Consider the following 25,684-nt stretch of genomic DNA (forward strand, 5'->3'; position numbering starts at 1 on the left):
CTTCTTCGGCATCGTCACGGAGATCTTCCCGGTGTTCAGCCGCAAGCCGGTCTTCGGCTACAAGACCCTGATCTACGCGACGCTGTCGATCGCGGCCCTCTCGGTCGCGGTGTGGGCGCACCACATGTACGCCACCGGCGCCGTGCTGCTGCCGTTCTTCTCCTTCACCACGTTCCTCATCGCCGTGCCGACCGGCATCAAGTTCTTCAACTGGATCGGCACGATGTGGCGGGGGCAGATCACCCTCGAGACGCCGATGCTGTTCGCCATCGGCTTCCTGGTGACGTTCCTGTTCGGCGGGCTGACCGGCGTCCTGCTGGCCGCGCCGCCGCTGGACTTCCACGTCTCGGACTCGTACTTCGTGGTGGCGCACTTCCACTACGTGCTGTTCGGCACGATCGTGTTCGCGACCTACGCCGGCATCTACTTCTGGTTCCCGAAGATGACCGGCCGAATGATGAACGAGCGGCTCGGGAAGTTCCACTTCTGGACCACGTTCCTCGGATTCCACACCACGTTCCTGGTGCAGCACTGGCTGGGCAACGAGGGCATGCCGCGTCGCTACGCGGACTACCTGCCCTCCGACGGGTTCACCACGCTGAACACGATCTCCTCGATCGGCGCGTTCGTCCTGGGGGCCTCGACGCTGCCGTTCATCTGGAACGCCTTCGCGAGCTACCGCTACGGGCGGCCGGTGACGGTCGACGACCCGTGGGGCCACGGCAACTCGCTGGAGTGGGCGACCTCGTGCCCGCCGCCGCGGCACAACTTCACCGAGTTGCCCCGCATCCGTTCCGAGCGGCCCGCGTTCGAGCTGCACTACCCGCACCTCACCGAGCGCATCCGTCTGGAGTCGCACGTCGGCGGCGGGGGCCACAAACCCAGCATCGGTGAGGCTGCCGCCGGGGTCACCGGGCAGGAGCACCTGCCGGGCAGCGATCCCCGGAACCGGTGAGCCCGCCGACGGAGGCGGACGGCGCGCCCCTCGCGGGCTCGACGGAGTCGGTCTCGCAGGCCCTGGCCGCGGCGAGGACGACGCTGCTCGTCACGGTAACCGGGCCGGACTTCCCGGGCGTCAGCGCCACGCTGTTCACCGTGCTCGCCGAGCACGGCGCGCAGATGCTCGACGTCCAGCAGGCGACCATCCACGGGCACCTGACGCTCTCGGCGCTGGTCGGGGTCACCGGTGACCCCGGCCGGCTCGAGCGCAGCCTCGACGTCGCGATCCCGGCGCTCGGGCTCAAGGTGACCGTCGAGACCGGGGGCGACGCGTCCTCGGTGCACCCCTACTCCACGCACGTGGTCTCGGTGCTCGGGCGGCCCATCACCGCGGCCGGGTTCGCCGAGGTGGCCCGCACGCTGGCCGCGCAACGGGTGAACATCGACCGGGTCCGCCGGGTCGCGGACTACCCGGTCACCGGGCTCGAGCTGCGCATCTCGACGCCGGCCTCGTCGCCGCCGTCGGACGCGGCGCTGCGCCAGGCCCTCGTCGGTGCCTCGCAGCGCGCGGGCGTCGACGTCGCGGTGCAGCGGGTCGGGATCGCGCAGCGCGCCAAGCGGCTCATCGTCTTCGACGTCGACTCGACGCTCGTGCAGGGCGAGGTCATCGAGATGCTCGCGGCCCACGCGGGGCGCGAGGCCGAGGTCCGCGAGGTCACCGAGGCGGCGATGCGCGGCGAGATCGACTTCGCGGCGTCGCTGCACCGGCGCGTCGCGACCCTCGAGGGGCTGCCCGCGTCCTGCCTCGACGACGTCGGGAGCGCGCTCGAGCTGACCCCGGGCGCGCGGACCACCGTCCGGACCCTCAAGCGGCTCGGGTTCAAGTGCGGCATCGTCTCCGGCGGGTTCACCCAGGTGGTCTCCCACCTGGTGGAGGACCTCGGCCTGGACTGGGCGGCCGCCAACGAGCTGGAGATCGCGGACGGCAAGCTCACCGGGCGGGTGGTCGGCGAGGTCGTGGACCGGGCCGCCAAGGCCCGCCAGCTCGAGGCCTTCGCCGAGGCGTTCGACGTGCCGATCGAACAGACCGTCGCCGTCGGCGACGGGGCCAACGACCTCGACATGCTCGCGGCCGCCGGGCTGGGCATCGCCTTCAACGCCAAGCCGGTGGTCGCCGCCGCCGCGGACACCGCGCTCTCCTACCCGTTCCTCGACGCGGTGCTGTTCGTCCTCGGCGTCACCCGCGACGAGATCGAGGTCGCCGACGCCGCGGAGGGCCTGCTGCGCCGCGTGCCCATCTGATGGGGGATCCCGCCGAGCAGCTCGCGGCGCTGGCCCCGCTCGCCGCGCGGGTGTGCCCGTGGGCGGCGGCCGACCCGGTGCCCGGTGCGACGCCCGCGGACGACGACGGGCCGGTGCGGGCGATGCCGCTGGTGCTGCGCATCGAGCGCGGGACACCGCCCTCGGCGACCGCCCTGCTCGAGGCGGCCGCCGCGGCGGCGCTCGGGCTCTGCCTCGACGAGCGGGCCGGTCCCGACGGGCCCTGGTACGACGCCGTCGCCGCCTGGGCCGGGGCCGGGCGCATCCGCAAGCTCGCCCGCCGGGCCCGCACCGCCCACTGGCGCGCCGTCGGCGAGGTCGAGGGGCTCACCGCCACGATGGGCGACCCCGAGGCCGGCGGGGGAGAGGTCCGCGCGCTCGTGCCCGGGCCCGTGGACGAGGTGCCCCACGAGGTCCGCCGGCTGCAGATCGGCGGCACCGATCTGCCCGCGGACGAGCCCGGCCCGCCGCCCCCGGACCGGCCCGTGATCTGGCTCAACCCCACCGTGGAGCAGTCCACCGGCAAGGCCGCCGCGCAGGTCGGCCACGCGAGCATGATCCTCGCGACGGTGCTGGCGTTCACCGGCGCGGACGCCCCGACGGTGGAGGCGGCGACGACGGCGAGCGTGCGGACCGCCGACGCCGCCGACTGGGAGCGCTGGACCGCCGCCCTGGCGCGCGACGGGTCCGGGCGCTCGGCCTGGGAGGACCACGGCCTCGCCCCGGTCCGCGACGCCGGGTTCACCGAGGTCGCGCCCGGCACCGTGACCTGCATCGCGGCCCGCCGCCCGTGACCACCGTCGTCGTCGCGAGCAGTCGGGTGCGCTCGGAGCGCTCGGACGCCGAGACCGTGCCCCTCGTGGCGGCCCTCGCGGAGCGCGGGGTGGACGCCCGGGTCGAGCCGTGGGACGCCGACGACGACCTCGTGGTCTGGTCGGCCGCCGACCTCGTCGCGGTGCGCACCACCTGGGACTACAGCGACCGCCGGGAGGAGTTCCTCGCCTGGGCGGCGCGGATCGCGTCCTCGACGGTGCTGCAGAACCCGCTCGCGGTCCTCGAGTGGAACTCCCACAAGCGCTACCTGCGCGAGCTCACCGAGGCCGGGGTGCCGGTGGTCCCGACGCGGCTCGTGCCCGCCGGCAGCGATCCCGAGCCGCTCGGACCGGGCCGCGTCGTGGTCAAGCCGGCCGTCTCCGCGGGCGGCCGCGGCGCGCACCGCGGGCTGGGCCCCGAGCTCGGCGAGACGCTCGCCGGGCTGGTGGCGGTCGGCGACGCGCTCGTGCAGCCCGCCGTCGAGAGCATCGACACCGAGGGCGAGGTGTCGCTGATCCGGCTCGGGGACGGGTGGTCCCACGCGGTGCGCAAGTTCCCGCCGGCCGGCGGCTTCCTGGTGCACGAGCGGCACGGCGGCCGGCTCGAGGATCACGAGCCGACCCCGCGGGAGCTCGAGGTGGCCGAGGCGGCGCTGGCCTGCTCGCCCGCGCCGGTGCACGCCGCCCGGGTCGACCTCGTCCGGCTCGACGGCGACCCGGTGGTGATGGAGCTCGAGCTCATCGAGCCCGAGCTGTTCCTGCGGCGTTCGCCCGACGCGGCCGGCCGACTGGCGGACGCGCTGCTCGCGACGGCGTGATCGGCCGGCGGAGCGAGCGGCACCCTCGCTGCTTCCAGGCCTGCGAACGGTCCGCTCGCGCCGAACCCGAAGGGCTCAGTCCGCGTCGTGCAGGCGCTCGAGCGCGCCCCGCACCACCGCCGGGTCCTGCGTCGCCCAGAACGGCGGCAGGGAGCCCCGGATGAAGGCGCCGTACTGCTTCGTCGCCACCCGGGAGTCCAGGATCGCGACGACGCCGCGGTCGCCCGTACCACGGAGCAGCCGGCCCGCGCCCTGGGCGAGCAGCAGTGCGGCGTGCGTCGCGGACACCGTGAGGAAGCCGTTGCCGCCCCGGGCGTCGACGGCGCGCTGCCGGGCCGAGACCAGGGGATCGTCGGGACGGGGGAACGGGATCCGGTCGATCATGACCAGCTGCAGCGACTCCCCGGGGACGTCGACGCCCTGCCACAGCGAGATCGTCCCGAACAGCACGCTGCCGGTCTGCGCCGCGAACTTCTGCACGAGGGTGTTGGTCGCGTCCTCGCCCTGGCAGAGCACCGTGCCGTCCCAGCGTCCGCGCAGGTCCTCGGCGGCCTGCTTCGCCGCGCGCATCGAGGAGAACAGGCCCAGCGCCCGGCCGCCCGCGGCCCGGACCAGCCCGTCGATCTCGTCGAGCACCGCGCCGGAGAGGCCGTCGCGCCCGGGCGGGGGCAGGTGGCGCGCGACGTAGAGGATCCCGGCCTTGGCGTGCGCGAACGGCGACCCGACGTCGAGGCCGTGCCAGACCAGGTTGGTCGCGGGGTCGTTGCCGTGCCCGCTGCCCTCGTCCGGAGGCGCCTCCACCGGCGTCCCGCTCTTCGCGGGCAGGCCCCACTGCCGGGCGAGCGCGTCGAACGAGCCGCCCAGCACGAGCGTCGCGCTGGTGAGCACCACCGTCGACTGCCCGAAGAGCCGCGACGCGAGCAGCCCGGCCACCGAGAGCGGGGCGACGTGCAGGGTGCGCACGGTGGTCGAGTTGAGCTCCCGCTCCGAGAGCCACACCACGTCGGGCCGCGTGGCCGGGTCCTCCCGGTCGAAGGCCGAGAGCAGCCGGCCCGCGACGTCGTGGACCTCCTCGACCAGCGCGGTCGCGAACCGGCGGGCGGCCGCGTCGGCGTCGGTGTCCTTCCCTCCGGCTGCCTTCGGCGCCGCCTTCTCCCGCTCCGGGCCCAGCGCCTGCCGGCACGCCCACGCCGCGTTGCGGATCGCGGCGAGCATTCGCCCGACCGGCTCGGGCAGGGCCTCCCAGCGTCCGACCGTCGCGTCGGTGAGCACCGTGTCGAGGCCCTCGGCGGCGTCGAGCAGCTGGTCGGAGAGCGCCTGGTCGACGAGCTTGGCGCAGCGCCGGGCCGCGGCCGCGGCCCCCGAGGAGGTGAGCTCGCCGGTGGCGACGGAGGTGACCCGGTCGACGAGGTTGTGCGCCTCGTCGACCACGACGACGTCGTGCTCGGGCAGCACCGCCCGACCCTCGATGGCGTCGATGGCGAGCAGCGCGTGGTTGGTGACGACGACATCGGACCGCCCCGCCTTGTGCCGGGCGAGCTCGGAGAAGCAGTCCTCGGCGACCGGACAGCGCGACGCCCCGAGGCACTCCTTCGCGGTGACGCTGACCTGCCGCCACGCGCGGTCGGGGACGCCGGGCACCAGCTCGTCGCGGTCGCCGGTCTTCGTCTGCTCGGCCCACTCGTGCAGCCGGGTGACCTGCCGGCCCAGCGCGGAGACCTGGAACGGGTCGAAGAGCTGCTCGTCCCCGGGGTCCTCGGCCTGCGCCCCGGACTCGATCTTGTGGCGGCAGAGGTAGTTCCCGCGGCCCTTGAGGATGGCGAAGGTCGGCTCCCGGCCCAGGACCGGCTGGAGGGCCTCGGTCAGGCGCGGGAGATCGCGGTCGACGAGCTGGGCCTGCAGCGCGATGGTGGCGGTGGAGACGACGACCGCCTGGTCGGCCTCCAGCGCGTGGCGGATCGCCGGGACGAGGTAGGCCAGCGACTTCCCGGTGCCGGTCCCCGCCTGCACGGCCAGGTGCTCCCCGGTGCGCAGCGCCCGCTCGACGGCCGCCGCCATGGCCTGCTGGCCCTCGCGCTCGGCGCCGCCGAGGGCCTCGACGGCGGTGGCGAGGAGGTCGGCCACCGAGGGCGCCTCGGACACTGCCGCGTCCGCGAGCTGGGCCACGGTCGACCACCTCCCCCTCCTGCCGGTTCAGAGTACGGAGGCGGCGCCCCGGTTCCCGGTAACCCCCGGATTGGTCTGTCCGGCGGAGTCGGCATGTCCCCGGCGGCCCGAACCGAGCAGGCTGGGCGACGTGCGCATCGAGACGGCGGAACCACGGGTGTGGGACCTGCGCTGGTCGCTGCTCTTCGTCGCGGCCGGCGTCCTGCTCGTGCCGTGGATCGTCGTGCTCGCCGTCGTGCAGCCCCGGGTCGCACCGGTCGGCGACCTGGCGCTCGCGGCCGGGGGCGCGACGGCCGCGATCGCGGTCGGCCTGCTGGCGAGTGCGGTGCTGGTCCTGACCGGCTCCCGGTTCCTCGTCCTGACGACGAGCGCGACCGCGACGGTGGCGCTCTGCACGGGCTTCTTCCACGTCGTCACGGGGACGGCGAGCAACCCGCGGGCGGCCGCCTTCGCGACCCTGCTCGTGGTGGCGCCGGTCGCGCTGCTCTGCGTCCTCGCCGCCCGGCGCGGTCCCGGCGGGTCGGCGACCGTCGACCGGCTGCTCGCCGTGCTGTTCGTGCTCGGCGCCGTCGCGGCGGCTCTGGCCTGGGCACGAGCCGCCGCGGCGGGCTTCGACGCGCAGTACGCCCACCACCTCAAGCTCGCGTGGGTCGTGCTCGACGTCGCCGAGGCCGCCGTGCTCCTGACGACGGCCGCGGCGCTGCGGTGGCACCCCGCCCGGGTCCCGGCCGCGGCCGCCGCCTCGGGGGCGCTGCTGTGTTGCGACGTCTGGTTCAACGTCGTCGGGGCGGTCGGCGAGGCACGGACCGCCGCGATCCAGATGGCGTTCGTGTCGCTCCCGTTGGCGGTCGTCGCGTTCCTGCTGGGGGTCCGCGCGGTCGGTCGGGCCCGGTGAGTCAGGCCCCGGGTGATCAGGCGCTGTGGACCAGCACGACCCCGGCGTCGCGCATCTCCTCGAGCGCCCGCTCGGTGGTCTCCGGCAGCACCCCGGCGGTGAGGTCGAGCAGCACCGTCGTCGTGAAGCCTTCGCCGGCGGCGTCGAGGGCCGTCGCGCGCACGCAGTGGTCGGTGGCGATCCCGCACACCTCGACGAGGTCGACGTCGCGGGCGCGCAGCCAGTCGGCGAGCTTCTCCCCGGAGCGCGAGGCCGCCTCGAACGCCGAGTAGGCCGCGGTGTTCCTGCCCTTGGAGAACACCTCCTCGAACCGCGCGACGTCGAGCTCGGGGTGGAACGCCGCCCCGGGCTCGCCGACGCGGCAGTGCACCGGCCAGCTGTCGACGAAGTCGGGATCCTCCGAGAAGTGCGCGCCCGGGTCGTCGTGGTAGTCCCGGGAGGCCACGACGTGGGCGTAGCGGCCGTGCTCGGCGGCCATGTAGGCCGTGATCGCGGCGGCCGTCGCCGTACCGCCCGCGACCCCCATCGAGCCGCCCTCGCAGAAGTCGACCTGGACGTCCACCACGATCAGCGCGCGCGCCATGGGTCGAGCCTAGGACGGGCCTCAGTCCACGGCCCGGCTCAGTCCACGGCCCGGATCAGTCCAGGAACGTGGTCGGGATCGCCGGCTCGCCCCGGGAGAGCTTGAGCCCCTCCCACGGGATCGCGACGAGGTTGGCGCGCAGGCGCTCCCGGGCCTCGCCGAGCGAGGACCGGCCGTCCACCGGCTCCCCGCTCTTGACCAGCTCGACCGGCACCACCCGGTCGTGCTCGCCGACCTCGACGGGGTGCGCGAGCCGGTGCACGACCTCCTCGGTCGCGGTCCCGGTCGGCTTGTGCCGGCGCACCGCGGACTTCGCGCCGCCGCGGGACTCCTTCGACGACGAGCGCTTCGCTACCGGCCGCCCCTCGACCTCGACGAGCTTGTAGACCATCCCCGCGGTCGGCGCGCCCGAGCCGGTGACCACCGAGGTGCCGACCCCGTAGGCGTCGACCGGCTCGGCGCGCAGCCCGGCGATCGCGTGCTCGTCGAGGTCGCCGGAGAGCACCACCCGGGTCGAGGTGGCGCCGAGCGAGTCCAGCTGCGCGCGGGCGCGCTGCGCCATGACGCCGAGGTCGCCCGAGTCGATGCGCACCGCGCCGAGCTGCGGGCCGGCGACGCGCACCGCGGTCTCGATGCCCTCGGTGATGTCGTAGGTGTCGACGAGCAGCGTGGTCCCGACGCCGAGCGACTCGACCTGCGCGCGGAACGCCTCCTCCTCGCTGTCGTGCAGCAGCGTGAAGGCGTGGGCCGAGGTGCCCGTCGTCGGGACCCCGTAGCGCGCGGCGGCCTCCAGGTTGGACGTGGCGTCGAACCCGGCGAGGTAGGCCGCGCGGGCGGCGGCGACGGCCGCCTCCTCGTGGGTACGCCGCGAGCCCATCTCGATGAGCCGGCGGCCGTTGGCGGCGGTCGTCATGCGGGCGGCGGCCGAGGCGATCGCGCAGTCGTGGTTGAGGATCGAGAGGACGAGGGTCTCGAGCAGCACGCACTCGGCGAAGGTCCCGGTCACCGAGAGGATCGGCGAGCCCGGGAAGTACAGCTCGCCCTCGGGGTAGCCGGCGATCTCCCCCGCGAAGCGGGTCGACGCCAGGTGCTCGAGCGTCCGGTCCGACACGGACCCGGCCGCGCGCAGCGCGTCGAGCTCCTCCTCGCCGAACGAGAACCGGCCGAGGGCGTCGAGCAGCCGGCCGACGCCGGCGACCACGCCGTAGCGGCGACCGTGCGGCAGGCTGCGACCGAAGACCTCGAACGTGCACCGCCGGTGGGCGGTCCCGTCGGCCAGCGCCGCGTCGAGCATAGTCAGCTCGTACTGGTCGGTCATCAGCGCCGTACCGCTCGTCATCCGTCCAGCCTAGGGGGCGGGCGCGTGCACGACCCGCCGCGGAGCTGAGACCATGGGGAGATGCGCGTGCACGTCGGACGGGGAGGCAGCCCGGTCACACGACTCTCGGCGCCCGCCGAGCCGGCGACCGCCGTCGAGGAGCTCCCCGACGAGCTCGTCGACGCCGACACGCCGTGGCAGACGATCGTGTGGAACGACCCGGTGAACCTCATGTCCTACGTGACCTGGGTGTTCCAGAAGCTCTTCGGCTACGACAAGGCCAAGGCGACCGCGCTGATGATGGACGTGCACCACAAGGGCCGGGCGACGGTGTCGTCGGGCAGCCGGGAGAAGGTGGAGGGCGACGTCGCCAAGCTCCACGCCGCCGGTCTGTGGGCGACGATGCAGCGGTCGTCGTAGCCCGTGCGCGCCTGGAGACGCCACGGCCGCGGGGAGCGGGCCCGCTACGTCGCCGTCCTCGACCCGCCCGAGGCCTCGGTGCTGCGCGGTCTGGTCGGGCAGGTGGACGACATGCTCTCCGGTCGCGCGGACGCGTCCCCCAGCGATGAGCTGTCGGCGCTCACCGGAATCCGCACCGGCCCCTCGACCCCGCCGGACGACCCGGTGCTCGCACGGCTGCTGCCCGACTTCCACCGTGCCGACCCCGATCCGGGCCACGACGCCGACGGCGGCGGCGAGGGCCCCGCGCTCTCGGCCGCGCTGCGCTCGGTGCGGGAACCGGAGCTCATCGAGGCCAAGCGCGACGCCATCGCGTCGCTGCTCGCGTCGCTGCCCACCGGGGGCGGACGGGTCGAGCTGACCGCGCCCCAGGCCGAGGCCTGGCTGACCGCGATCAACGACGTGCGGCTGGCGCTGGGCACCGCGCTCGAGGTCAGCGAGGACATGCCCGAGCAGCTCCCGCCCGACGATCCGCGCACGGACCACCTGCCCGTCTACCACTGGCTGACGTGGCTGCAGGACTCCCTCGTCACGGTGCTGGTGCGCTGACCGACACGTAGGGTGGGTGCGTGCTGGTGATCCGCGCCGATCTCGTCGAGGAGATGGTGGCGCACGCGCGTCGTGACCATCCCCGCGAGGCGTGCGGCCAGCTCCTCGGCCCCGGGGACTCCGACCGGCCCGAGCGCTACGTGCCGATGACGAACGCCGACGACGCGGACGCCCGCGGCAGCGACTACCGGTTCGACTCCGGCGAGCAGTTCCGGGTGTACAAGCAGGCGATGGAGAACGACGAGGAGACCGTCGTCGTCTTCCACTCCCACACCCGCGTGCCGCGGCGGCCGCTGACCGACTCGGGGCTGCCCGAGGCGTACCCGTCGGTCAAGGACATCGAGTACATGGGCCTGCAGCCCGGCGTGCACTTCGCGATCGTCGCGCTCACGGGGCCCGACGCGGAGCCCGACCTGCGGTCGTTCCTGCTGGACGCCGACGGCGAGGTCATCGAGGACGAGGTCCAGGTCGTGGAGCGCTACATGCTCTCCCACACCGGCGCGGACGACGTCCCCGACCGCAGCTGACCGCTCGCACGACGGTCCCGGAACAACGGGTACCCGTGCGACGCTGTCCGTCAAGACGCATCCGAGCACCCCCAGGAGGAATTGCCGTGTCCGCCACCGTCTCGATCCCGACGATCCTGCGCACCCACACCGGTGGGGAGAAGCAGGTCAAGGCCGACGGGTCGACGCTGCAGGAGGTCATCGCCGATCTCGAGGCGAACCACCCCGGCATCAAGGACCGCCTGGTCACCGACGGCGCGCTGCACCGGTTCGTCAACGTCTACGTCAACGACGAGGACGTCCGCTTCGCCGGGGGCCTGGACGCGCAGGTGCCCGACGGCGGCACGGTGACGATCCTGCCCGCGGTCGCCGGCGGCCGCTGAGCCCTTCCCGTGGCCGGGCCCCCACCACGGTCCGGCCCCGGGTCCCCCTTCTCCTGGAGCACCGATGGCGCGGTACGACTCCCTGATCGACGCCCTGGGCGACACCCCGATGGTCGGTCTGCCCTCGTTCTCGCCCGCCCCGCACGTGCGGCTGTGGGCCAAGCTCGAGGACCGCAACCCGACCGGCTCGATCAAGGACCGTCCGGCGCTCCGCATGATCACCAAGGCCGAGGAGGAGGGGCTCCTCACGCCGGGCTGCACCATCCTCGAGCCGACCTCGGGCAACACCGGCATCTCGTTGGCGATGGCGGCCAAGCTCAAGGGCTACGAACTGGTGTGCGTCATGCCGGAGAACACCTCGGCCGAGCGCCGCCAGCTCCTCGAGATGTACGGCGCGAAGATCATCTTCTCGCCCGCCGCGGGCGGCTCGAACCAGGCGGTGGCCACGGCGAAGGAGATCGCCGCCGAGCACCCCGACTGGGTCATGCTCTACCAGTACGGCAACCCGGCGAACGCGCTCGCGCACTACGAGGGCACCGGCCCCGAGATCCTGCGCGACATGCCGACGATCACGCACTTCGTCGCCGGCCTCGGCACCACCGGCACCCTCATGGGCACCGGGCGCTACCTGCGGGAGCACAAGCCGGACTGCCAGATCATCGCCGCCGAGCCCCGCTACGGCGAGCTCGTCTACGGGCTGCGCAACATCTCCGAGGGCTTCGTTCCCGAGCTCTACGACCCCGACGTGCTCACCGGGCGCTACTCGGTCGGCGCGCACGACGCGCTGCGGCGCACCCGCCAGCTCGTCGAGCAGGAGGGCATCTTCGCGGGCATCTCGACCGGCGGGATCCTCCACGCCGCCCTGGCCCAGGCCGAGAAGGCCGCGGGCGGCGACGCGGAGGCCGACATCGTGCTGGTGGTCTGCGACGGCGGGTGGAAGTACCTCTCGACCGGTGCGTACGCGGGGACGCTCGAGGAGGCCTCGGAAGGGCTCGAGGGCCAGCTCTGGGCCTGACCGTTCCTCACGCTCATCCACGGTTCTCCGGCGTACGCTCGGCGCCGTGACCAGCACCGGAGGCGTCGTACCGGCAGGGCCGACCAAGCCCCGGGTGTTCCCGGCCCACCCGCTGCGCGCCGCGATCGGCATGGCGCTCTTCCTGGCGCTGCTGTGGGTGATCGAGGCGGTCGACCAGTTCGTGTTCGGCGGCTCGCTCGACCAGGACGGCATCGTCGCGCGGCAGGTCGACGGGCTCGACGGGATCCTGTGGGCGCCCCTGCTGCACGTGGGCTGGCAGCACCTCATCGCGAACTCGGTGCCGTTCTTCGTGCTCGGGTTCCTGGTGCTCGCGGGCGGGCTCGGCCAGTTCGTCGCGGTGACGGCGCTGGTGTGGCTGCTCGGGGGCTTCCTCACCTGGCTGACCGGGTACGGCGTCACCGTGGGCGCGTCCGGGGTCATCTTCGGCTGGCTGGCGTTCCTGCTGTTCCGCGGCGTCTTCGCGCGCTCGGCGAAGCACATCGCGCTGGCCGTCGTGCTGCTCCTGGTCTACGGCAGCGTGCTCTGGGGAGTGCTGCCGGGAACCCCCGGCGTCTCCTGGCAGGCGCACCTGTTCGGGGCGCTCGCGGGCGTCCTCGCGGCACGCCTCGTGGCCTCCGCCGACCGCCGGGCACGGCCCGGTAGCCCTCCCACCGGTCCGGTGTCGCCCTCTCCGATCGGCCCGTAGGGTGCGGCCGTGGAATTGATCGTCCTGGGGTGCTCGGGCAGCGGAGCCGGACCCACCTCACCCGCCTCGGGGTATCTCGTGCGGACCCGCGGGACGACGCTCGTGATGGACCTCGGCAACGGCACGTTCGGCACCCTGCAGCGGCACATGGACCCGTTCGAGCTCGACGCCGTCGTCCTCTCCCACCTGCACCCCGACCACTGCGCCGACGTGTCCGGCCTCGTCGTGCACCGCCGCTACCACCCCGACGGGCCGGGCAAGGTGCTGCCGCTGCACGGGCCCAGCGAGTCGGAGGTCCGGCTGGCGGTGGCCTACGCCCCGTCCTCGGACGAGCGCGTCGCCACCGACCTCACCGACGTCTTCGACTACCACGTCTTCGCCGACGGACCGGCCGGCGTCGGCGACATCGCGCTCTCCAGCGCCCCGGTCGACCATCCGTGCGAGGCCTACGGCGTGCGTCTCGAGCACCAGGGGCGCACCCTCGTCTACTCCGGCGACACCGGCCCGTGCCGCAGCCTCGTCGAGCTCGCCGCCGGTGCCGACGTGCTGCTCTGCGAGGCCACCTGGACCGACTCGCCGGACCGGCCGCCCGGCGTCCACCTCTCGGGCACCCAGGCGGGCCAGGTCGCCCGCGAGTCCGGCGCGAAGCGGCTGCTGATCACCCACGTCCCGGCCTGGTACGACGGCGAGGACCTGCTCGCCGAGGCGCGCGAGCAGTACGACGGGCCCACCGAGCTCGTCCGGCCCGACGCGCACTACACCATCTGACCCGGTCTACCGCTCGTCCTGCGGCCCCTCTCTAGGGTGGACGCCCGTGGCACGCAGCGACGGCAGGTCCGACGACGAGCTCCGCCCTATCGAGATCCGCCGCGGGTTCCAACAGCACCCCGCCGGATCCGTCCTCGTCTCCTTCGGCAACACGCGGGTGCTGTGCGCAGCGAGCGTCACCGAGGGCGTCCCGCGGTGGCGCCGAGACTCCGGCCTCGGCTGGCTGACCGCCGAGTACGCGATGCTGCCCTCGGCCACCCACACCCGCAGCGACCGCGAGTCGGTGAAGGGCCGGGTCGGCGGACGCACCCACGAGATCAGCCGGCTCGTCGGGCGCTCGCTGCGCGCGGCGATCGACCTCAAGGCCCTCGGCGAGAACACCATCCAGCTCGACTGCGACGTGCTGCAGGCCGACGGCGGCACCCGCACCGCCGCGATCACCGGCGCCTACGTCGCGCTCGCCGACGCCGTGACCTGGCTCGGGGCCCACAAGCGCCTCGCCGACCCGCAGCCGCTGTCGTGCTCGATCGCCGCGGTGTCGGTCGGCGTCGTCGACGGCCGCGTCCGTCTCGACCTGCCCTACGACGAGGACAGCCGCGCCGAGGTCGACATGAACGTCGTCGCCACCGACGCCGGCACGCTCGTGGAGGTCCAGGGCACCGGCGAGGGCGCCACCTACACCCGTGCGACCCTGGACGCGATGCTCGACTCGGCGCTGGCCGGGATCGCCCGCCTCACCGAGATCCAGGCCGCCGCGCTCGCCGAGCCGTACCCGGGAGAGCTGCCGTGACCAAGGTCCTCCTCGCCACGCGCAACGACGCCAAGCTGGCCGAGCTCCGACGCATCGTGTCCGGCCTCGGAATCGACGTCATCGGCCTGGACGAGGTCGAGCCCTTCGACGAGGCCCCCGAGACCGGCGCGACGTTCGCGGACAACTCCCTGGCCAAGGCCCGCGACGCCGTCGCTGCGACCGGCATGCTCGCCGTCGCCGACGACTCCGGGCTCGCCGTCGACGCGCTGAACGGCATGCCGGGGGTCCTCTCGGCGCGGTGGTCCGGGTCGACGGGAGACCGTCGGGAGAAGGACGCCCGCAACCTCGCGCTGGTGCTCGACCAGATGGCCGACGTCCCCGAGGAACGGCGCGGCGCCGCGTTCGTCTGCGCCGCCGCGGCCGTGCACCCCGACGGGCGCGAGGTCGTCGTCACCGAGCGGTGGCCCGGCCGGCTCATCCGCTCCCCGCGGGGGCTCAACGGCTTCGGGTACGACCCGGCGTTCGTCCCGGAGCGGGAGTCCCGGACCTCGGCCGAGATGTCGCCCGGGGAGAAGGACGCGGTCTCGCACCGGGCCCGGGCGTTCCGGGCGCTCGCCCCGAAGCTGCAGTCGCTGCTGTCGGACTGAGACGCGTGGCCGACCAGTACTTCGCCGAGCAGCCCACCGCGCCGTCGTCGCCGGCGCCGGCGCGGCTCGACGTCGCCGGGCTGTCGTTGACGGTCACCACCGACTCGGGGGTGTTCTCCCGGGGGCGCCTCGACAAGGGCACGCGGGTGCTGCTGGAGCACGTCCCGGAGCCGGAACAGGGCGGGGACCTGCTCGATCTCGGGTGCGGCTGGGGCCCCATCTCGCTGTGGCTCGCGACGGTCCGGCGGCGGTCGACGGTCTGGGCGGTCGACGTGAACGAGCGGGCCCTCTCGCTCGTGCGGGCGAACGCGGAGGCGGCCGGGCTGGGGAACGTCCACGCGTGCCGGCCGGACGAGGTCCCCGACGACGTCGTGTTCGCGGGTATGTGGTCCAACCCGCCGATCCGCTCGGGCAAGGCGGCGCTGCACGAGCTGCTCGCCGAGTGGCTGCCGCGTGTGGCCGGACCGTCGTACCTCGTCGTCGCGAAGAACCTCGGGTCGGACTCGCTGGCGCGGTGGTTGGGCGAACAGGGGTACTCGGCGTCGAGGTTGTCGTCGAACGCGGGCTTCCGCGTGCTGGAGGTCCGCTCTGCTGTAGAGGAGTGAGGCGTGGTCGCGGTCGAGCGCAACGGGTCCGGACCGGCGGTGCTCTGCCTGCACGGCTGGCCCGGCGGACCGTCGGACTACCGGCTGCTCTCGCCGCTGCTGGCCGCGGAGGCCGACGTCGTCGTCCCGCACCTGCTCGGCTACGCCGACTCCTTCGAGCCCGCGGACGCCCAGCGCCCGCCGTCGGACTTCGGGCGTGACGCCCAGGTGCGGATGCTCGTCGAGCTGATCGACTCGCTGGGGCTGGAGCAGCCCGTCGTCGTCGGGTACGACGTCGGCGCGACGCTGGCGGTGACGTTGGGCCGCACGATCCCGGAGCGGCTGCGCGGCATCGTCGTCGGGAACACCCTCGCTCCGTCGCAGTTCGGCGCGTGCGCGCTCGACGACGACCACCGGGCCGAGTTCTGGTACCAGGACTTCCACCAGCTGTCGGTCTGCTCGCAGCTGTGCGACGGCAACCCGGCCGCCGTCCGCAGCTACCTGCAGCACTTCTGGTCGCACTGGGGGAACCGGTCGGACGCCGAGCTCACCGAGGAGCTCGTCGAGGAGTACTCGCGGCCGGGGGCGTTCACGGCGGCGTTGAACTGGTACCGGTCGGGGTCGGCGACGCTGGCGACGGCGTTGTCGTTGCGGGGCGCGGCGGAGCTGCCGCCGCCGGTGCAGGTCCCGACGACGGTGCTGTGGGGCGTGCAGGATCCGCTCTACCCGCGGCGGTTCGCTGAGTCGCTCGACGAGCTGTTCCCGCAGGGGTCGGTGCGGGTGCTCGACGGCGTCGGGCACTTCACCCCGCTCGAGGCGGCGGCGGAGATGGCGGAGGCGGTGCGGGACTTCCTGCAGGAGAAGTAGTGGTGACGCCCGGCGCGTCACCCGTTCATCGAACACGTGGTCGACTACCGTTGACGCATGCCACGTCAACGCTCCTGGACCGACGATCAGCTCCGCGAGGCCGTCGCCGCCAGCACCACCTTCGCCGAGATCTATCACCACCTCGGGCTCCGGCCCGGCAAGTACGAGGTCATGGAGACGTTGCTCGAACGTCTGCACATCGACTCGTCGCACATCGCTCGTCGACCGCAGCTCCGTCGGAAGGTGAGAGCTTGGACCGACCAGGACCTGGCGGCCGTTGTCGCGCGAGTCAACACCCTCAGCGACGTCCTGCGTGAACTCGGCTACCGGCCGAGTGGCGGCATGCATCGCTTCATGACGGCTCGGATCAAAGCTCTCGAACTCGACACGTCGCACTTCGTCGGTCGGGGTTCGATGGCCGGGAAGCGGTTCCCCGGTCAGCGGCGCCCACTGGAGGACCTGCTCGTGGAGGGATCGACCGTGACGTCGGCCAAGCTCCGGGCTCGCTTGATCGACGCCGGGTTGAAGGACGCGCGCTGCGAGCGCTGCGGCCTCTCGGAGTGGCAGGGCAAGCCGCTCCCGCTGCAGCTGGACCACATCAACGGTGACCACACCGACAACCGGTTGGAGAACCTCCGTATCCTCTGCGGCAACTGCCACTCGCAGACGGACACATGGTGCTCCCGAGGACGGAGGCCGTAGGCCAAGCGGCAGAGCCGGCGTAGCCCAATTTGGCAGGAGGCCCCGGAATTAGGCTCCGGACAGTGTGGGTTCGAGTCCCACCGCCGGCACTCAGAGCTCCAGATCGCGCAGCAGCCGGCCCACGTGGCCGGTCGCCTTCACGCCGTACTGCGCGTCCTCGATCTTCCCCTCGGCGTCGACCAGGAACGTCGAGCGGATGACGCCCATGGAGGTGCGGCCGTACATCGTCTTCTCGCCCCATGCGCCGTAGGCCTGCATCGCCGTCTTGTCCGGGTCGGAGAGCAGCGGGAACGTCAGCCCCTGGTCGGCGCGGAACTTGGCGAGCTTCTCCGGCTTGTCGGGTGAGATGCCCACGACGGAGATCCCGGCGTCGTTGAAGGTCGCGAGGTTCTCGGTGAAGTCGCAGGCCTCCTTCGTGCACCCCGGCGTGCCGGCGGCCGGGTAGAAGTACACGATGACGCGTCGGCCGCGGTGGTCCGCGAGCGACACCGTCTCGCCCGTGTCGGAGGTGAGGGAGAACTCCGGGGCAGCGTCACCCGGGGTCAGACGGTTATCGGTGGCCACGGGCGGGCAGGATACCGCTGACATGTGATCGCCGACCGTGCGGCGCGTCGTCGCCGACCCGTGCGGACGGGGCGTGACGATGCGGCCACGATGGGCGGCCAGCAGGCAACGGGCTGCGTCGACGAACAGCACGGCGACCGGCAACGGCACCGCCGGACGGGACAGGACGAGGGAGGCTCCGTGGCACGCGACCCGGACACCATCGAGCGGGAGATCGAACAGGCGCGGGAGGCGCTGGCCGGGGCGCTCGACGAGCTCTCGGACCGGGCCAGCCCGCAACGGCTCAGCGAGCACGGCAAGGAGATCGCGGCCGAGAAGTGGGCCGACCCGAAGATCAAGTACGGCGTGATCGCAGCGGGCGCGGTGCTCGGCCTCCTGATCCTGCGCAAGCTGCTCAAGTAGGGCACGACCGGCTGATCGCACGGCTGTGGGCGGGTGCCCCGAGGTGATAGGAACCTCGGGACGCCCGCCCTTCGTCGTAACAGGACAGCTCGGAGGTCTCCCACCGTGTCGACGCCGTCGTCGCAACTCACCTCTGCGGCCCAGCGCTTCCGCGCGGCCCGCGACCTCCTCGTCGAACGGCAGACCGACTACGACGCCGCCCGCCGCGACTTCGCGTGGCCCGATCTCGACGAGTTCAACTGGGCGCTCGAGCACTTCGACCCGATCGGGGCGGACCCGGCCTCGGCCGACCGGCCGGCGCTGTGGATCGTCGAGCAGGACGGGAGCGAGGGGAAGTACTCGTTCTCGGAGATGACGCGGCGGTCCAACCGCGTGGCCAACTGGCTGCGCTCGCAAGGCGTCGGCCGTGGCGACCGGATCATCCTGATGCTCGCGAACCAGGTCGAGCTCTGGGACACGATCCTGGCCACGATGAAGCTCGGCGCGATCCTCATCCCGTCGACGCCGATGCTCGGCGCGGCCGACCTGCGCGACCGCATCGACCGGGGCGCCGCCAAGCACGTCGTGGTGCGCGACGCCGACGTCGACAAGTTCGACGACGTCCCCGGCGAGTACACGCGCATCGCCGTCGGACCGGCCACCCCCGAGGGCTGGCTGGACTTCGCCGAGGCGGACTCGTGGTCGGAGACCTTCGAGCCCGACGGCCCGACCAAGGCGTCGGACACGCTGCTGCTCTACTTCACCTCGGGCACCACGTCGAAGCCCAAGCTCGTGCAGCACACGCACGTGTCCTACCCCGTGGGGCACCTCTCGACGATGTACTGGATCGGGCTCGAGCCGGGCGATGTCCACTGCAACATCTCCTCGCCCGGCTGGGCCAAGCACGCGTGGTCGAACGTCTTCGCGCCGTGGTGCGCCGAGGCGACGATCTTCATCTACAACTACTCGCGCTTCGACGCCGACGCGATGCTGAAGACGCTGGTCGACAAGGGCGTCACGACCTTCTGCGCGCCCCCGACGGTGTGGCGGATGCTCATCCAGGCCGACCTGAGCCGCTGGCAGGTGCCGATGCGGGAGCTGGTCGGTGCCGGGGAGCCCCTCAACCCCGAGGTCATCGAGCAGGTCCGCGACGCCTGGGGCCTGACGATCCGCGACGGGTTCGGTCAGACCGAGTCGTCGCTGCAGATCGCGAACACGCCCGGGCAGCCGGTGAAGGACGGCTCGATGGGACGGCCGCTGCCGGGCTTCGAGATCGCGCTGGTCGATCCGGTCAGCGGCGCGGTCGGCGACGAGGGCGAGATCTGCGTCGACCTGTCGAAGCGGCCGGTCGGGCTGATGGTCGGGTACGCCGACGACGACGAGCGCAACGCCGAGGTCATGCGCGGCGGCTACTACCACACCGGCGACGTCGGGGCCCGTGACGCCGACGGCTACATCACCTACGTCGGCCGCTCCGACGACGTGTTCAAGGCGTCGGACTACCGCATCTCGCCGTTCGAGCTCGAGAGCGTGCTGCTCGAGCACGAAGCGGTGGCCGAGGCTGCCGTCGTGCCCTCGCCGGACCCGCTCCGCCTGGCCGTTCCGAAGGCCTACGTCGTGCTCGCCCGGGGCTGGGAGCCCGGAGAGAAGGCCGCGCGGGCGATCCTCGAGTACGCCCGCGAGCAGCTCCCGGCCTACAAGCGGGTGCGCCGTCTGGAGTTCGCGGAGCTTCCGAAGACGATCTCGGGGAAGATCCGGCGGGTCGAGCTGCGGACCCGGGAGACCGACCTGCGCTCGGACCCGGCCGGCGGCGCGGCCCCCGAGGGTGAGTGGTCGGACGAGTCGCTGGGCCTGCGGTCGTCGTCGTGAACTTCGCGTTCGACGTGGTGCCGAGGTACGCCGAGATCGACCAGCAGGGCGTCGTCTTCTTCGGGCACTACCTGACGTGGTGCGACGAGGCGTTCGCGGCCTTCCAGGAAGCGGTCGGCTACCCGTACCCGGACATGATCACGGACGGAGTCGACGTCCAGGTGGTGCACGCGGAGCTCGACTACGGCGCCGCGGTGCGTTGGGGCGACGCGGTGCTCGTCGTGGTGGAGAGCGAGAAGGTCGGGACGACGTCCCTGACGACGCGCTTCTCCATCCGGCGGTCGGCGTCGGCGGGGGAGACCTGGACGGACGCCGTGACCGTGCGGCTGGTGCACGTCTGCGTGGACGCCTCCGCGTTCACGAAGATGCCGGTGCCGGAGCGGTTGGCCTTGGGGTTGGCAGGCTCGCGAAGCTGATTCGTGTTGCCGCGTCGTTCTGCACCGTTCGGCCTCGGACGGGCGGTTCGGTCGTCTAGTTTGCGGAGCATGAGTGCTCCGGTGCCGCCGCCCGCCCCGGGGTCGCCGCCGCCGGTCCAGGCGTCCGACCCCGCCCGCCTGACCGACGGTCAGGTCCTCCCGCGGCAGGTCGTGGCCATGCCGACGGGCGGGTCGTTCACCGTCGACCTCGAGCGCGCTCCCCAGACCCTCCGCGACCTGACCGCGGCGCGGGACGAACTCCGTGACCTCGTGACGGAAGCCCAACGTCTCGGGAAGGTCGACCCGAGCTCCGCCGACGACGTTAGCCGCGATGCGGCGACGTTGTTGGGAGCAGTTGCAGACGGCGGTGACGGCTCGCTGGTGAATGCGCTCAACGCAGGAGTCCAACGGCTGGATTCGTTGATCAACGCGATCAAGAGCGAGCTGCGGAGCTACTCCCGTACAGAAGAGCAGGGGCATCGAGGCTTTGATGCGACCAGCGCGTAGGGCGCTCCTCGCGGTTGCCTCGCTGATGGTTCTTCTCGGTGCCTGCAGCGCCAAGTCGAACCCTCCGTCCGGTCCCGTACCGACCTCGCCCCAGCACGGCGCGCCCGTCGTGGCTAACCCGCGCGACGGCTCAGCTTTCGCGGATACTCCGTGTGCCCTGCTCTCGCCTAGCGAGGTAGCCCGGCTCGGGCTGGGAACCCAGGGACGCCAGCGCACAACAGTTGATGTGCAGGAGTGCGACTGGCGCTCGGAGTCGCAAGAGCTCGCGTTGTACGTCGACCCCAAGCGAGACCTCCTCGCCGATACTTACAGGACGTGGCGTGGAGTGCTCTCACCAACAACCGTCGAGGGGATGCCCGCTGCACGCCAGAAGAGCGGGCACGGTGAGTTCAACACGTGCACCGTGACGACGGGTCTCGGCCCGCACCAGGCTCTCGAAGCGACTTGGTTCGGTGTGGGTGAACCTGGGCCAGGGAATGATGCGTGCGAGTTCGCGGAGCAGGCCACGGCGCTCGTGATCCGCAAGCTCCCGCCCCAGCGTTGAGTCCAGCAGAAGCCCCGACCGGTGGTCAGGGTTTCTCACGCGACGACCGGGCTGGGCCCATCTCGCCGCCGTCTCGGATGAAGATCTGAACTTCGTGCGCGAGTCGCATCGAATCTTGCGCGTGTCGCTCCCGAAGAGTCGATCAAGGTCATAAGGAGTCGAGCCGGCGACGGCGCCGAGTGGCCTCAGACATCCCATGGTCTTGGGTGTCAAGCTGCGGTCGGTGTCCGATGGGCCCAGGCGGTGGTCTCGTCATAGGCGGTGCGGGTCTTGAGGCAGCCGTGCAGGATGCCGATGAGGCGGTTGCCGAGCTGGCGCAGCGCGGCGTGGTGGCCGACCTTGCGGGCGCGGAGTTGGTCGTAGTAGGCGCGGGCGCCCGGGGAGGCGCTCAGGGCGCAGAACGCCCACTGGTGGACCGCGTCACCGAGACGACGATTGCGGGCGTAGCGGGCCAGCACCACGAGCTTGCGCCCGGAGGCGCGGGTGATCGGGGAGGTGCCGGCGTAGTTGCGGCGGGCCCTGCCGTCGCGGTAGCGGAGGGGGTCGTCGCCGAACTCGCCGAGCACTCGGGCGCCCAGCACGACCCCGAGACCCGGCTGGCTGAGGTAGATCTCAGCGTTCGGGTGCTGGGAAAAACCCTGTTCCACCACCTGCCCGAGGGTGGGGATCTGGGTGTTCAGCGTGGTGATCAGCTGGACCTGGGTGGCTGCGATCGCGGCGTAGGCGGTCTCGATCGCGGCGGGCTGGGCCAGGGCGGGGGCGCGTAGCGCGGCCTGGATCGCCTCGGCCTTGGCCTCCCAGTTGCGGCGCCGCCCGCGGGCCAGGACCGCCATGATCTTGCTGCGGGACAGCTGCCGGGCTCGCTCGGGGGTTCCGGCACGTTGGAGCAGCTCGAGGGCGTCGGCGTCGACGAGTTCGAGCCCACCGGCGGCCACCGCGTCAAGCATCGCCGGGAAGTACTCGCGCAGCACCTGGCGCAGCCGCTGCAGCTGGCGGGTCCGGTCCCAGATCAGCGACTGGTGCGAGCGAGCGGTCAACTTCATGCCCTCGACCAGATCGCTGTCCCCGGCCACCGGGCGGTGATGATCCCGGTCGAGCCGCACGATCTCGGCGAGCACGTGCGCGTCCCCGGGATCGGACTTCGCCCCCGAGGTCGAGTGCCGCTCGCGATACCGAGCCGCCGACATCGGATTGATCGCGAACACCTCGTAGCCCGCGGCGACCAGCGCGACCACCCACGGGCCACGGTCGGTCTCGATCCCCACGATCACCTGCCCCGCGGCGAGCAGCCCGGTCGCAGGATCGCGGGCGTCATCATCGAGATGTTCGGCGATCAACTCGTGCAGTCGGGCCATCCCGACCGCGCCCTCGGGCAGCTTCGCCCGCGCCAGCCGGCGGCCCGCCTCGTCGAGGACCTCGATGTCGTGGTGATCTTCGGCCCAGTCATCTCCGACGAACAGCATCACAGCCCCTCCGAACAACCCGTGCCGGCAACGTTCGGCAGCGTGGAGCAGACCAGCCGCGACCTAATGGTCAAGTGCTCACCGCACCGCACACGGCGAGACGGGGCACGGCATCCCATCAGCGGTTCAAGGTCCGCTCACGACCGGTGGGCGCACGATCTGAGGCTAGAGCTGATCACCACTCGGGCCAGGCGAGTGCTGACCCACCGGCCGCTACCGGCACCGAGCCTTCCACGGAAGCCCCGGTAGCCCCCATTAGGCCAGCGGTCGGCGTGGGTGGCGTCGGACGGAGTGTATGGCGGGACCTCTCGTGGCGTACTCGCTCGTCAGTCGCCGATCAGCCTCGCCGAGCGGGCACCTGGAGGGGTCGGACCGATGTCGCGAGCCCTCCAAGTGCCGGGTGATCACCGAGCGCGAAGCGCGAACGGCAGGATCGAGCCACGGAGCAGCGCCGGCCCGTCGATCGACGTCAGCGACGGGAACCGCGAGAGCCGCGACGTCGCCAGCGCGATCGGGTCGTCCACGGGGTCCAGCCGGCCGGTGAGGTAGGCCCACTCGTGCTCGTCCGAGCAGTACGGCAGCACCGTCGGGAACACCTCGGAGAACCGTCCGACCATCCGCGCCAACGTGTCGTTCCGCCACATCGTCGGACACCCGGCCTGGGAGCACACCGCCCCGCCCGGCGCGAGGACCGACGCACAGCGCTGCAGGAAGGGTGTGCCGTAGAGCCGCGCGTGCTGGGCGGGGTCGTCGACCTCGACGGGCTCGTCGGGCAGGTCGACGATCACGACGTCGTAGCGGTCGCCACGGGCTGCTGCGTCCGCGAGGAACTGCCAGCCGTCGGCGTAGTGCACCTGAACCGGGCCGGAGCCGAACTCGGCCGCCTCGAGCTCCGCCGGCGAGTAGCCGTAGGGCAGCAGCTCGGCGCAGCGGCGGACGCACTCGGCGTCGATGTCGACGTGGTCCACGTGCTCTGCTCCGGCGGCGACCGCGAGCTGGGACACGACACCCTCGCTCGACCCCACCACGAGCACCCGCGATACCGAGTCCGCGAGCAGCAGCGGCGGGACGGCGAGGGCCTCGTGGTAGGTCAGCTGGGTGGCCTCGGTGGACTGCCGCTCGCCGTCGCAGAACAGCGAGATCCCCTGCGCGGTGCGGGCGACGATCATGTCCTGCCACGCGGTCCGGCCGCGCCAGAGCACCTCGTCGATCCGCCAGCGGCGCCGCATCCCGGCCGCGAGCGGCTCGTCGACCTCGCGCTGCCCGACGACGTCGGGAGCCAGCCCCGCCCCGCGCGCCACGATCTGCGCCCTGACCTCGACCGCCCCGACCTCACGCCCGAGCACCTCGACGATCCGCTCCGGGTCGGCGTGCTCCCCGCAGGTGAAGACGTCCACGAACGCCGCGCCGGCCTCGGGGTAGGCGTGCACCGAGGCGTGCGACTCGGCGAGCAGCGCGAGCACCGTCGTGCCCTGCGGTTCGAACCGCCGGGTGACGACGTCGAGGGTGGTCGCCCCGCAGTCGTCCAGCGCAGTGCGCAGCGCGCAGGCGACGGCGGCGTCGTCGGCGAGGAGCGCGGCCGGGACGCCGCGGAGCTCGGCGAGCACGTGGCGCCCCGCGAAGGAGGCGGCGGTCGTGGGGGAGGGGCAGGGTGCGGAGGTCGTCAACCGGTCTCCCGGGGCGCGTGGTCGGGGGCGGGGTGGATGACGGTCGGCAGCGGCGGGAGGCCGTTGAAGCCGACCGAGGCATAGCTGGCGGTGTAGGCACCCGCGCCGAGGAACTCGACGACGTCGCCGGGGGCCAGGTCGAGGGGGAGCCGGACGTCGGCGTGGCGGTAGAGGACGTCGTCGCCGTCGCAGGTCGGACCGGCGAGGACGACGGGGCCGCGCGCAGCGCCCGGCGGGTGCCCGGGCGTGCGCAGCCGGTACACGATCATCTCGCCCTCGGTCTCGGCGAGGCCCTGGTAGCGCCCGACGTCGAGGTAGACCCACCGGCGGCCCGCGCGCTCGGTCACGAGCACGACCTCCGCGACGAGCACGCCCGCGTCGGCGACGAGGACTCGTCCCGGTTCCGCGACCAGGTGCGGGCGCCAGGTCCCGACGCCGGGCACCGCGGCGTGGGCGGCCAGGGCGCCGCGGATCGCGTCGGCGCAGGCCGTGAGGTCGGGGACCGGGCCGGCACCGTGGCGCGTCGGGAACCCGCCCCCGACGTTCAGCTCGGCGACCGGGGCGCCGAAGCGCTCGACCGCCCGGGTGGCGGCGGCGATCCCCCGACGCCAGGCATCCGGGTCGGTCTGCTGCGACCCGGGGTGGAAACCGAGGCCGTGCGGGTGCAGGCCGGCGGCGCGGGCCCGGGCAAGCAGGGCCGCGGCCCCGTCGGGGGTCACCCCGAACTTGCCGGCGAAGGGGGTGGCCGAGCCGTCGTCGTCGACGCCGAGGCGGACGGTCACGGCGGCGCCGGGGGCGAGGCGGGCGAGGAGGTCGACATCGTCGGTGGCATCGGTGGTGAAGCGGGTCACGCCCGCGGCCACCGCGGCCCGGACGTCGGCGGGCTTCTTGACGGGGTTGCCCCAGCTCATCCGCGCGGGGGCGATGCCCGCGAGCAGGCAGGCGTCGAGCTCCCCGACGCTCGCGAGGTCGACGCTCGCGCCGAGGCCGGCAAGCAGCGCGAGCACCTCGGGATGCGGATTCGCCTTGACGGCGTAGGCGACCTCGGCCTCGGGCAGGGCCTCACGGAACGCGCGGAATGCGCGGGCGACCGCGGGGAGATCCAGCTCCAGTCGGGGAGTGGCCGTCACCCGATCGTCGGAGTCGGCGGGCGGTTCGGCGACACGTCCGTGTGGCGGCGCGGCCCGCTGTGCACCCACGGCTCCCATCGTGCCCGGTGTGGTCTCCCGGGATGCACGAAACGGCTGACCTGAGACGTATCGGACGCGTAGCCTCTGGATCTCTCGGCCCAAATGGGACGGGGGAGGCGGATCGGGGAGAGAGTGGGACAGGTATGCCTTCGGGCTCCCTGAACGGATGGGGGACTGACCGTCGTCGACGGAGGTGGCCGCGCTGGTCGGCCCGGAGCGCGGCGGTCACCGGACTGTTCGCGGTGGCGATCCTCGCGGCAGCGCTCGGCGTCGGCCGCACCGTCGTCGCGCCCGC

The 25,684-nt window shown here is 72.9% G+C and carries 29 protein-coding genes and 1 tRNA gene; 23 read left to right on the forward strand and 7 right to left on the reverse strand.

The features are described 5' to 3' along the window. From VGH76_RS07905 to VGH76_RS07920, 4 genes are all read left to right on the forward strand, one after another. Positions 1 to 955: cytochrome c oxidase subunit I (locus tag VGH76_RS07905; RefSeq protein WP_331556083.1), on the forward strand; the 955-nt coding region annotated here is incomplete at its 5' end. A 62-nt stretch (positions 956 to 1,017) separates the two neighbouring features. Then, positions 1,018 to 2,241, forward strand: coding sequence for a phosphoserine phosphatase SerB (gene serB, locus VGH76_RS07910; RefSeq protein WP_331556131.1), 1,224 nt, complete (start codon positions 1,018 to 1,020; stop codon positions 2,239 to 2,241). Then, complete coding sequence (locus tag VGH76_RS07915) at positions 2,241 to 3,053, forward strand: peptidyl-tRNA hydrolase (RefSeq protein WP_331556084.1); 813 nt, start codon at positions 2,241 to 2,243, stop codon at positions 3,051 to 3,053. The genes serB and VGH76_RS07915 overlap by 1 nt, the downstream gene beginning before the upstream one ends. Then, on the forward strand, positions 3,050 to 3,889 hold the full coding sequence (locus VGH76_RS07920; protein ID WP_331556085.1) for a hypothetical protein: 840 nt from the start codon (positions 3,050 to 3,052) through the stop codon (positions 3,887 to 3,889). Before VGH76_RS07915 ends, VGH76_RS07920 begins: the two co-directional genes overlap by 4 nt. Positions 3,890 to 3,964: 75 nt before the next feature. Here VGH76_RS07920 and VGH76_RS07925 read toward each other — a convergent pair whose 3' ends face one another. Then, a complete protein-coding gene (locus tag VGH76_RS07925) occupies positions 3,965 to 6,055 on the reverse strand; it encodes an ATP-dependent DNA helicase (RefSeq protein ID WP_331556086.1) in 2,091 nt (696 codons plus the stop codon). Between the two features lie 130 nt (positions 6,056 to 6,185). Between VGH76_RS07925 and VGH76_RS07930 the strand changes: the two genes are divergently transcribed. Further along, positions 6,186 to 6,950 (forward strand): hypothetical protein, encoded by a 765-nt coding sequence (locus VGH76_RS07930; protein ID WP_331556087.1) that lies wholly within the window; start codon positions 6,186 to 6,188, stop codon positions 6,948 to 6,950. Positions 6,951 to 6,966: 16 nt separating this feature from the next. On the opposite strand, the gene VGH76_RS07935 is transcribed toward VGH76_RS07930, so the two are convergent. Together VGH76_RS07935 and VGH76_RS07940 are read right to left on the reverse strand one after the other, a co-directional pair. Then, positions 6,967 to 7,533: an isochorismatase family protein gene (locus VGH76_RS07935; protein ID WP_331556088.1), complete on the reverse strand. Its 567-nt coding sequence runs from the start codon at positions 7,531 to 7,533 to the stop codon at positions 6,967 to 6,969. A gap of 55 nt (positions 7,534 to 7,588) precedes the next feature. Beyond that, positions 7,589 to 8,872: a nicotinate phosphoribosyltransferase gene (locus VGH76_RS07940; RefSeq protein ID WP_331556089.1), complete on the reverse strand. Its 1,284-nt coding sequence runs from the start codon at positions 8,870 to 8,872 to the stop codon at positions 7,589 to 7,591. Positions 8,873 to 8,932: 60 nt separating this feature from the next. Between VGH76_RS07940 and clpS the strand changes: the two genes are divergently transcribed. The 13 genes from clpS (at position 8,933) to VGH76_RS08005 (ending at position 16,877) form a co-directional block, all read left to right on the forward strand. Beyond that, positions 8,933 to 9,271 carry an ATP-dependent Clp protease adapter ClpS gene (gene clpS / locus VGH76_RS07945; protein ID WP_331556090.1) on the forward strand — a complete coding sequence of 113 codons (339 nt, stop codon included), beginning with the start codon at positions 8,933 to 8,935 and terminating at the stop codon, positions 9,269 to 9,271. A 3-nt stretch (positions 9,272 to 9,274) separates the two neighbouring features. Beyond that, positions 9,275 to 9,859 (forward strand): DUF2017 domain-containing protein, encoded by a 585-nt coding sequence (locus VGH76_RS07950; RefSeq protein WP_331556092.1) that lies wholly within the window; start codon positions 9,275 to 9,277, stop codon positions 9,857 to 9,859. Between the two features lie 20 nt (positions 9,860 to 9,879). Further along, positions 9,880 to 10,386 carry a M67 family metallopeptidase gene (locus VGH76_RS07955; protein ID WP_331556093.1) on the forward strand — a complete coding sequence of 169 codons (507 nt, stop codon included), beginning with the start codon at positions 9,880 to 9,882 and terminating at the stop codon, positions 10,384 to 10,386. Between the two features lie 86 nt (positions 10,387 to 10,472). Continuing rightward, entirely contained in the window at positions 10,473 to 10,748 is a 276-nt protein-coding gene (locus VGH76_RS07960) for a MoaD/ThiS family protein (protein ID WP_169182014.1), read from the forward strand. 64 nt (positions 10,749 to 10,812) lie between these two features. Further along, on the forward strand, positions 10,813 to 11,763 hold the full coding sequence (locus tag VGH76_RS07965; RefSeq protein ID WP_331556094.1) for a cysteine synthase: 951 nt from the start codon (positions 10,813 to 10,815) through the stop codon (positions 11,761 to 11,763). 130 nt (positions 11,764 to 11,893) lie between these two features. Continuing rightward, the gene (locus VGH76_RS07970) at positions 11,894 to 12,469 is read left to right on the forward strand and encodes a rhomboid family intramembrane serine protease (protein WP_414637692.1); all 576 of its coding nucleotides are present in this window, start codon (positions 11,894 to 11,896) and stop codon (positions 12,467 to 12,469) included. Between the two features lie 9 nt (positions 12,470 to 12,478). Then, complete coding sequence (locus VGH76_RS07975) at positions 12,479 to 13,237, forward strand: MBL fold metallo-hydrolase (RefSeq protein WP_331556096.1); 759 nt, start codon at positions 12,479 to 12,481, stop codon at positions 13,235 to 13,237. A gap of 46 nt (positions 13,238 to 13,283) precedes the next feature. Beyond that, entirely contained in the window at positions 13,284 to 14,027 is a 744-nt protein-coding gene (gene rph, locus VGH76_RS07980; RefSeq protein WP_331556097.1) for a ribonuclease PH, read from the forward strand. Further along, entirely contained in the window at positions 14,024 to 14,635 is a 612-nt protein-coding gene (rdgB, locus tag VGH76_RS07985) for an RdgB/HAM1 family non-canonical purine NTP pyrophosphatase (RefSeq protein ID WP_331556099.1), read from the forward strand. Before rph ends, rdgB begins: the two co-directional genes overlap by 4 nt. A 5-nt stretch (positions 14,636 to 14,640) precedes the next feature. Next, positions 14,641 to 15,240 carry a class I SAM-dependent methyltransferase gene (locus tag VGH76_RS07990; protein WP_331556100.1) on the forward strand — a complete coding sequence of 200 codons (600 nt, stop codon included), beginning with the start codon at positions 14,641 to 14,643 and terminating at the stop codon, positions 15,238 to 15,240. A gap of 3 nt (positions 15,241 to 15,243) precedes the next feature. After that, positions 15,244 to 16,086, forward strand: coding sequence for an alpha/beta hydrolase (locus VGH76_RS07995; protein ID WP_331556101.1), 843 nt, complete (start codon positions 15,244 to 15,246; stop codon positions 16,084 to 16,086). Positions 16,087 to 16,143: 57 nt separating this feature from the next. Next, entirely contained in the window at positions 16,144 to 16,788 is a 645-nt protein-coding gene (locus VGH76_RS08000) for an HNH endonuclease (RefSeq protein WP_331556102.1), read from the forward strand. A 13-nt stretch (positions 16,789 to 16,801) separates the two neighbouring features. Next, positions 16,802 to 16,877: transfer RNA gene (locus tag VGH76_RS08005), tRNA-Leu, on the forward strand. A 1-nt stretch (position 16,878) separates the two neighbouring features. Here VGH76_RS08005 and bcp read toward each other — a convergent pair. After that, positions 16,879 to 17,352 (reverse strand): thioredoxin-dependent thiol peroxidase, encoded by a 474-nt coding sequence (gene bcp, locus VGH76_RS08010; RefSeq protein ID WP_331556103.1) that lies wholly within the window; start codon positions 17,350 to 17,352, stop codon positions 16,879 to 16,881. Between the two features lie 180 nt (positions 17,353 to 17,532). Here bcp and VGH76_RS08015 point away from each other — a divergent pair, with 180 nt between their 5' ends. From VGH76_RS08015 to VGH76_RS27940, 5 genes are all read left to right on the forward strand, one after another. Beyond that, positions 17,533 to 17,754, forward strand: a complete 222-nt coding sequence (locus VGH76_RS08015) for a DUF3618 domain-containing protein (RefSeq protein ID WP_331556104.1) — start codon at positions 17,533 to 17,535, stop codon at positions 17,752 to 17,754. A gap of 105 nt (positions 17,755 to 17,859) precedes the next feature. Next, positions 17,860 to 19,602, forward strand: a complete 1,743-nt coding sequence (locus VGH76_RS08020; protein WP_331556105.1) for an AMP-binding protein — start codon at positions 17,860 to 17,862, stop codon at positions 19,600 to 19,602. Then, positions 19,599 to 20,018: a thioesterase family protein gene (locus VGH76_RS08025; RefSeq protein WP_331556106.1), complete on the forward strand. Its 420-nt coding sequence runs from the start codon at positions 19,599 to 19,601 to the stop codon at positions 20,016 to 20,018. The genes VGH76_RS08020 and VGH76_RS08025 overlap by 4 nt, the downstream gene beginning before the upstream one ends. Before the next feature lie 69 nt (positions 20,019 to 20,087). After that, positions 20,088 to 20,525 carry a hypothetical protein gene (locus tag VGH76_RS08030; protein WP_331556107.1) on the forward strand — a complete coding sequence of 146 codons (438 nt, stop codon included), beginning with the start codon at positions 20,088 to 20,090 and terminating at the stop codon, positions 20,523 to 20,525. 25 nt (positions 20,526 to 20,550) lie between these two features. Further along, complete coding sequence (locus VGH76_RS27940) at positions 20,551 to 21,069, forward strand: DUF3558 domain-containing protein (RefSeq protein WP_414637690.1); 519 nt, start codon at positions 20,551 to 20,553, stop codon at positions 21,067 to 21,069. Between the two features lie 209 nt (positions 21,070 to 21,278). Here the strand turns inward: VGH76_RS27940 and VGH76_RS08035 are convergent, their stop codons facing one another. From VGH76_RS08035 to VGH76_RS08045, 3 genes are all read right to left on the reverse strand, one after another. After that, positions 21,279 to 22,532, reverse strand: a complete 1,254-nt coding sequence (locus VGH76_RS08035; RefSeq protein ID WP_331556108.1) for an IS110 family transposase — start codon at positions 22,530 to 22,532, stop codon at positions 21,279 to 21,281. A gap of 404 nt (positions 22,533 to 22,936) precedes the next feature. Next, complete coding sequence (speD, locus tag VGH76_RS08040) at positions 22,937 to 24,199, reverse strand: adenosylmethionine decarboxylase (protein WP_331556109.1); 1,263 nt, start codon at positions 24,197 to 24,199, stop codon at positions 22,937 to 22,939. Further along, positions 24,196 to 25,407: a type III PLP-dependent enzyme gene (locus VGH76_RS08045; protein WP_414637691.1), complete on the reverse strand. Its 1,212-nt coding sequence runs from the start codon at positions 25,405 to 25,407 to the stop codon at positions 24,196 to 24,198. The genes speD and VGH76_RS08045 overlap by 4 nt, the downstream gene beginning before the upstream one ends. Positions 25,408 to 25,684: the final 277 nt, after the last annotated feature.

It is taken from the genome of Actinomycetospora sp., from assembly GCF_036497585.1.
GTDB lineage: Bacteria > Actinomycetota > Actinomycetes > Mycobacteriales > Pseudonocardiaceae > Actinomycetospora.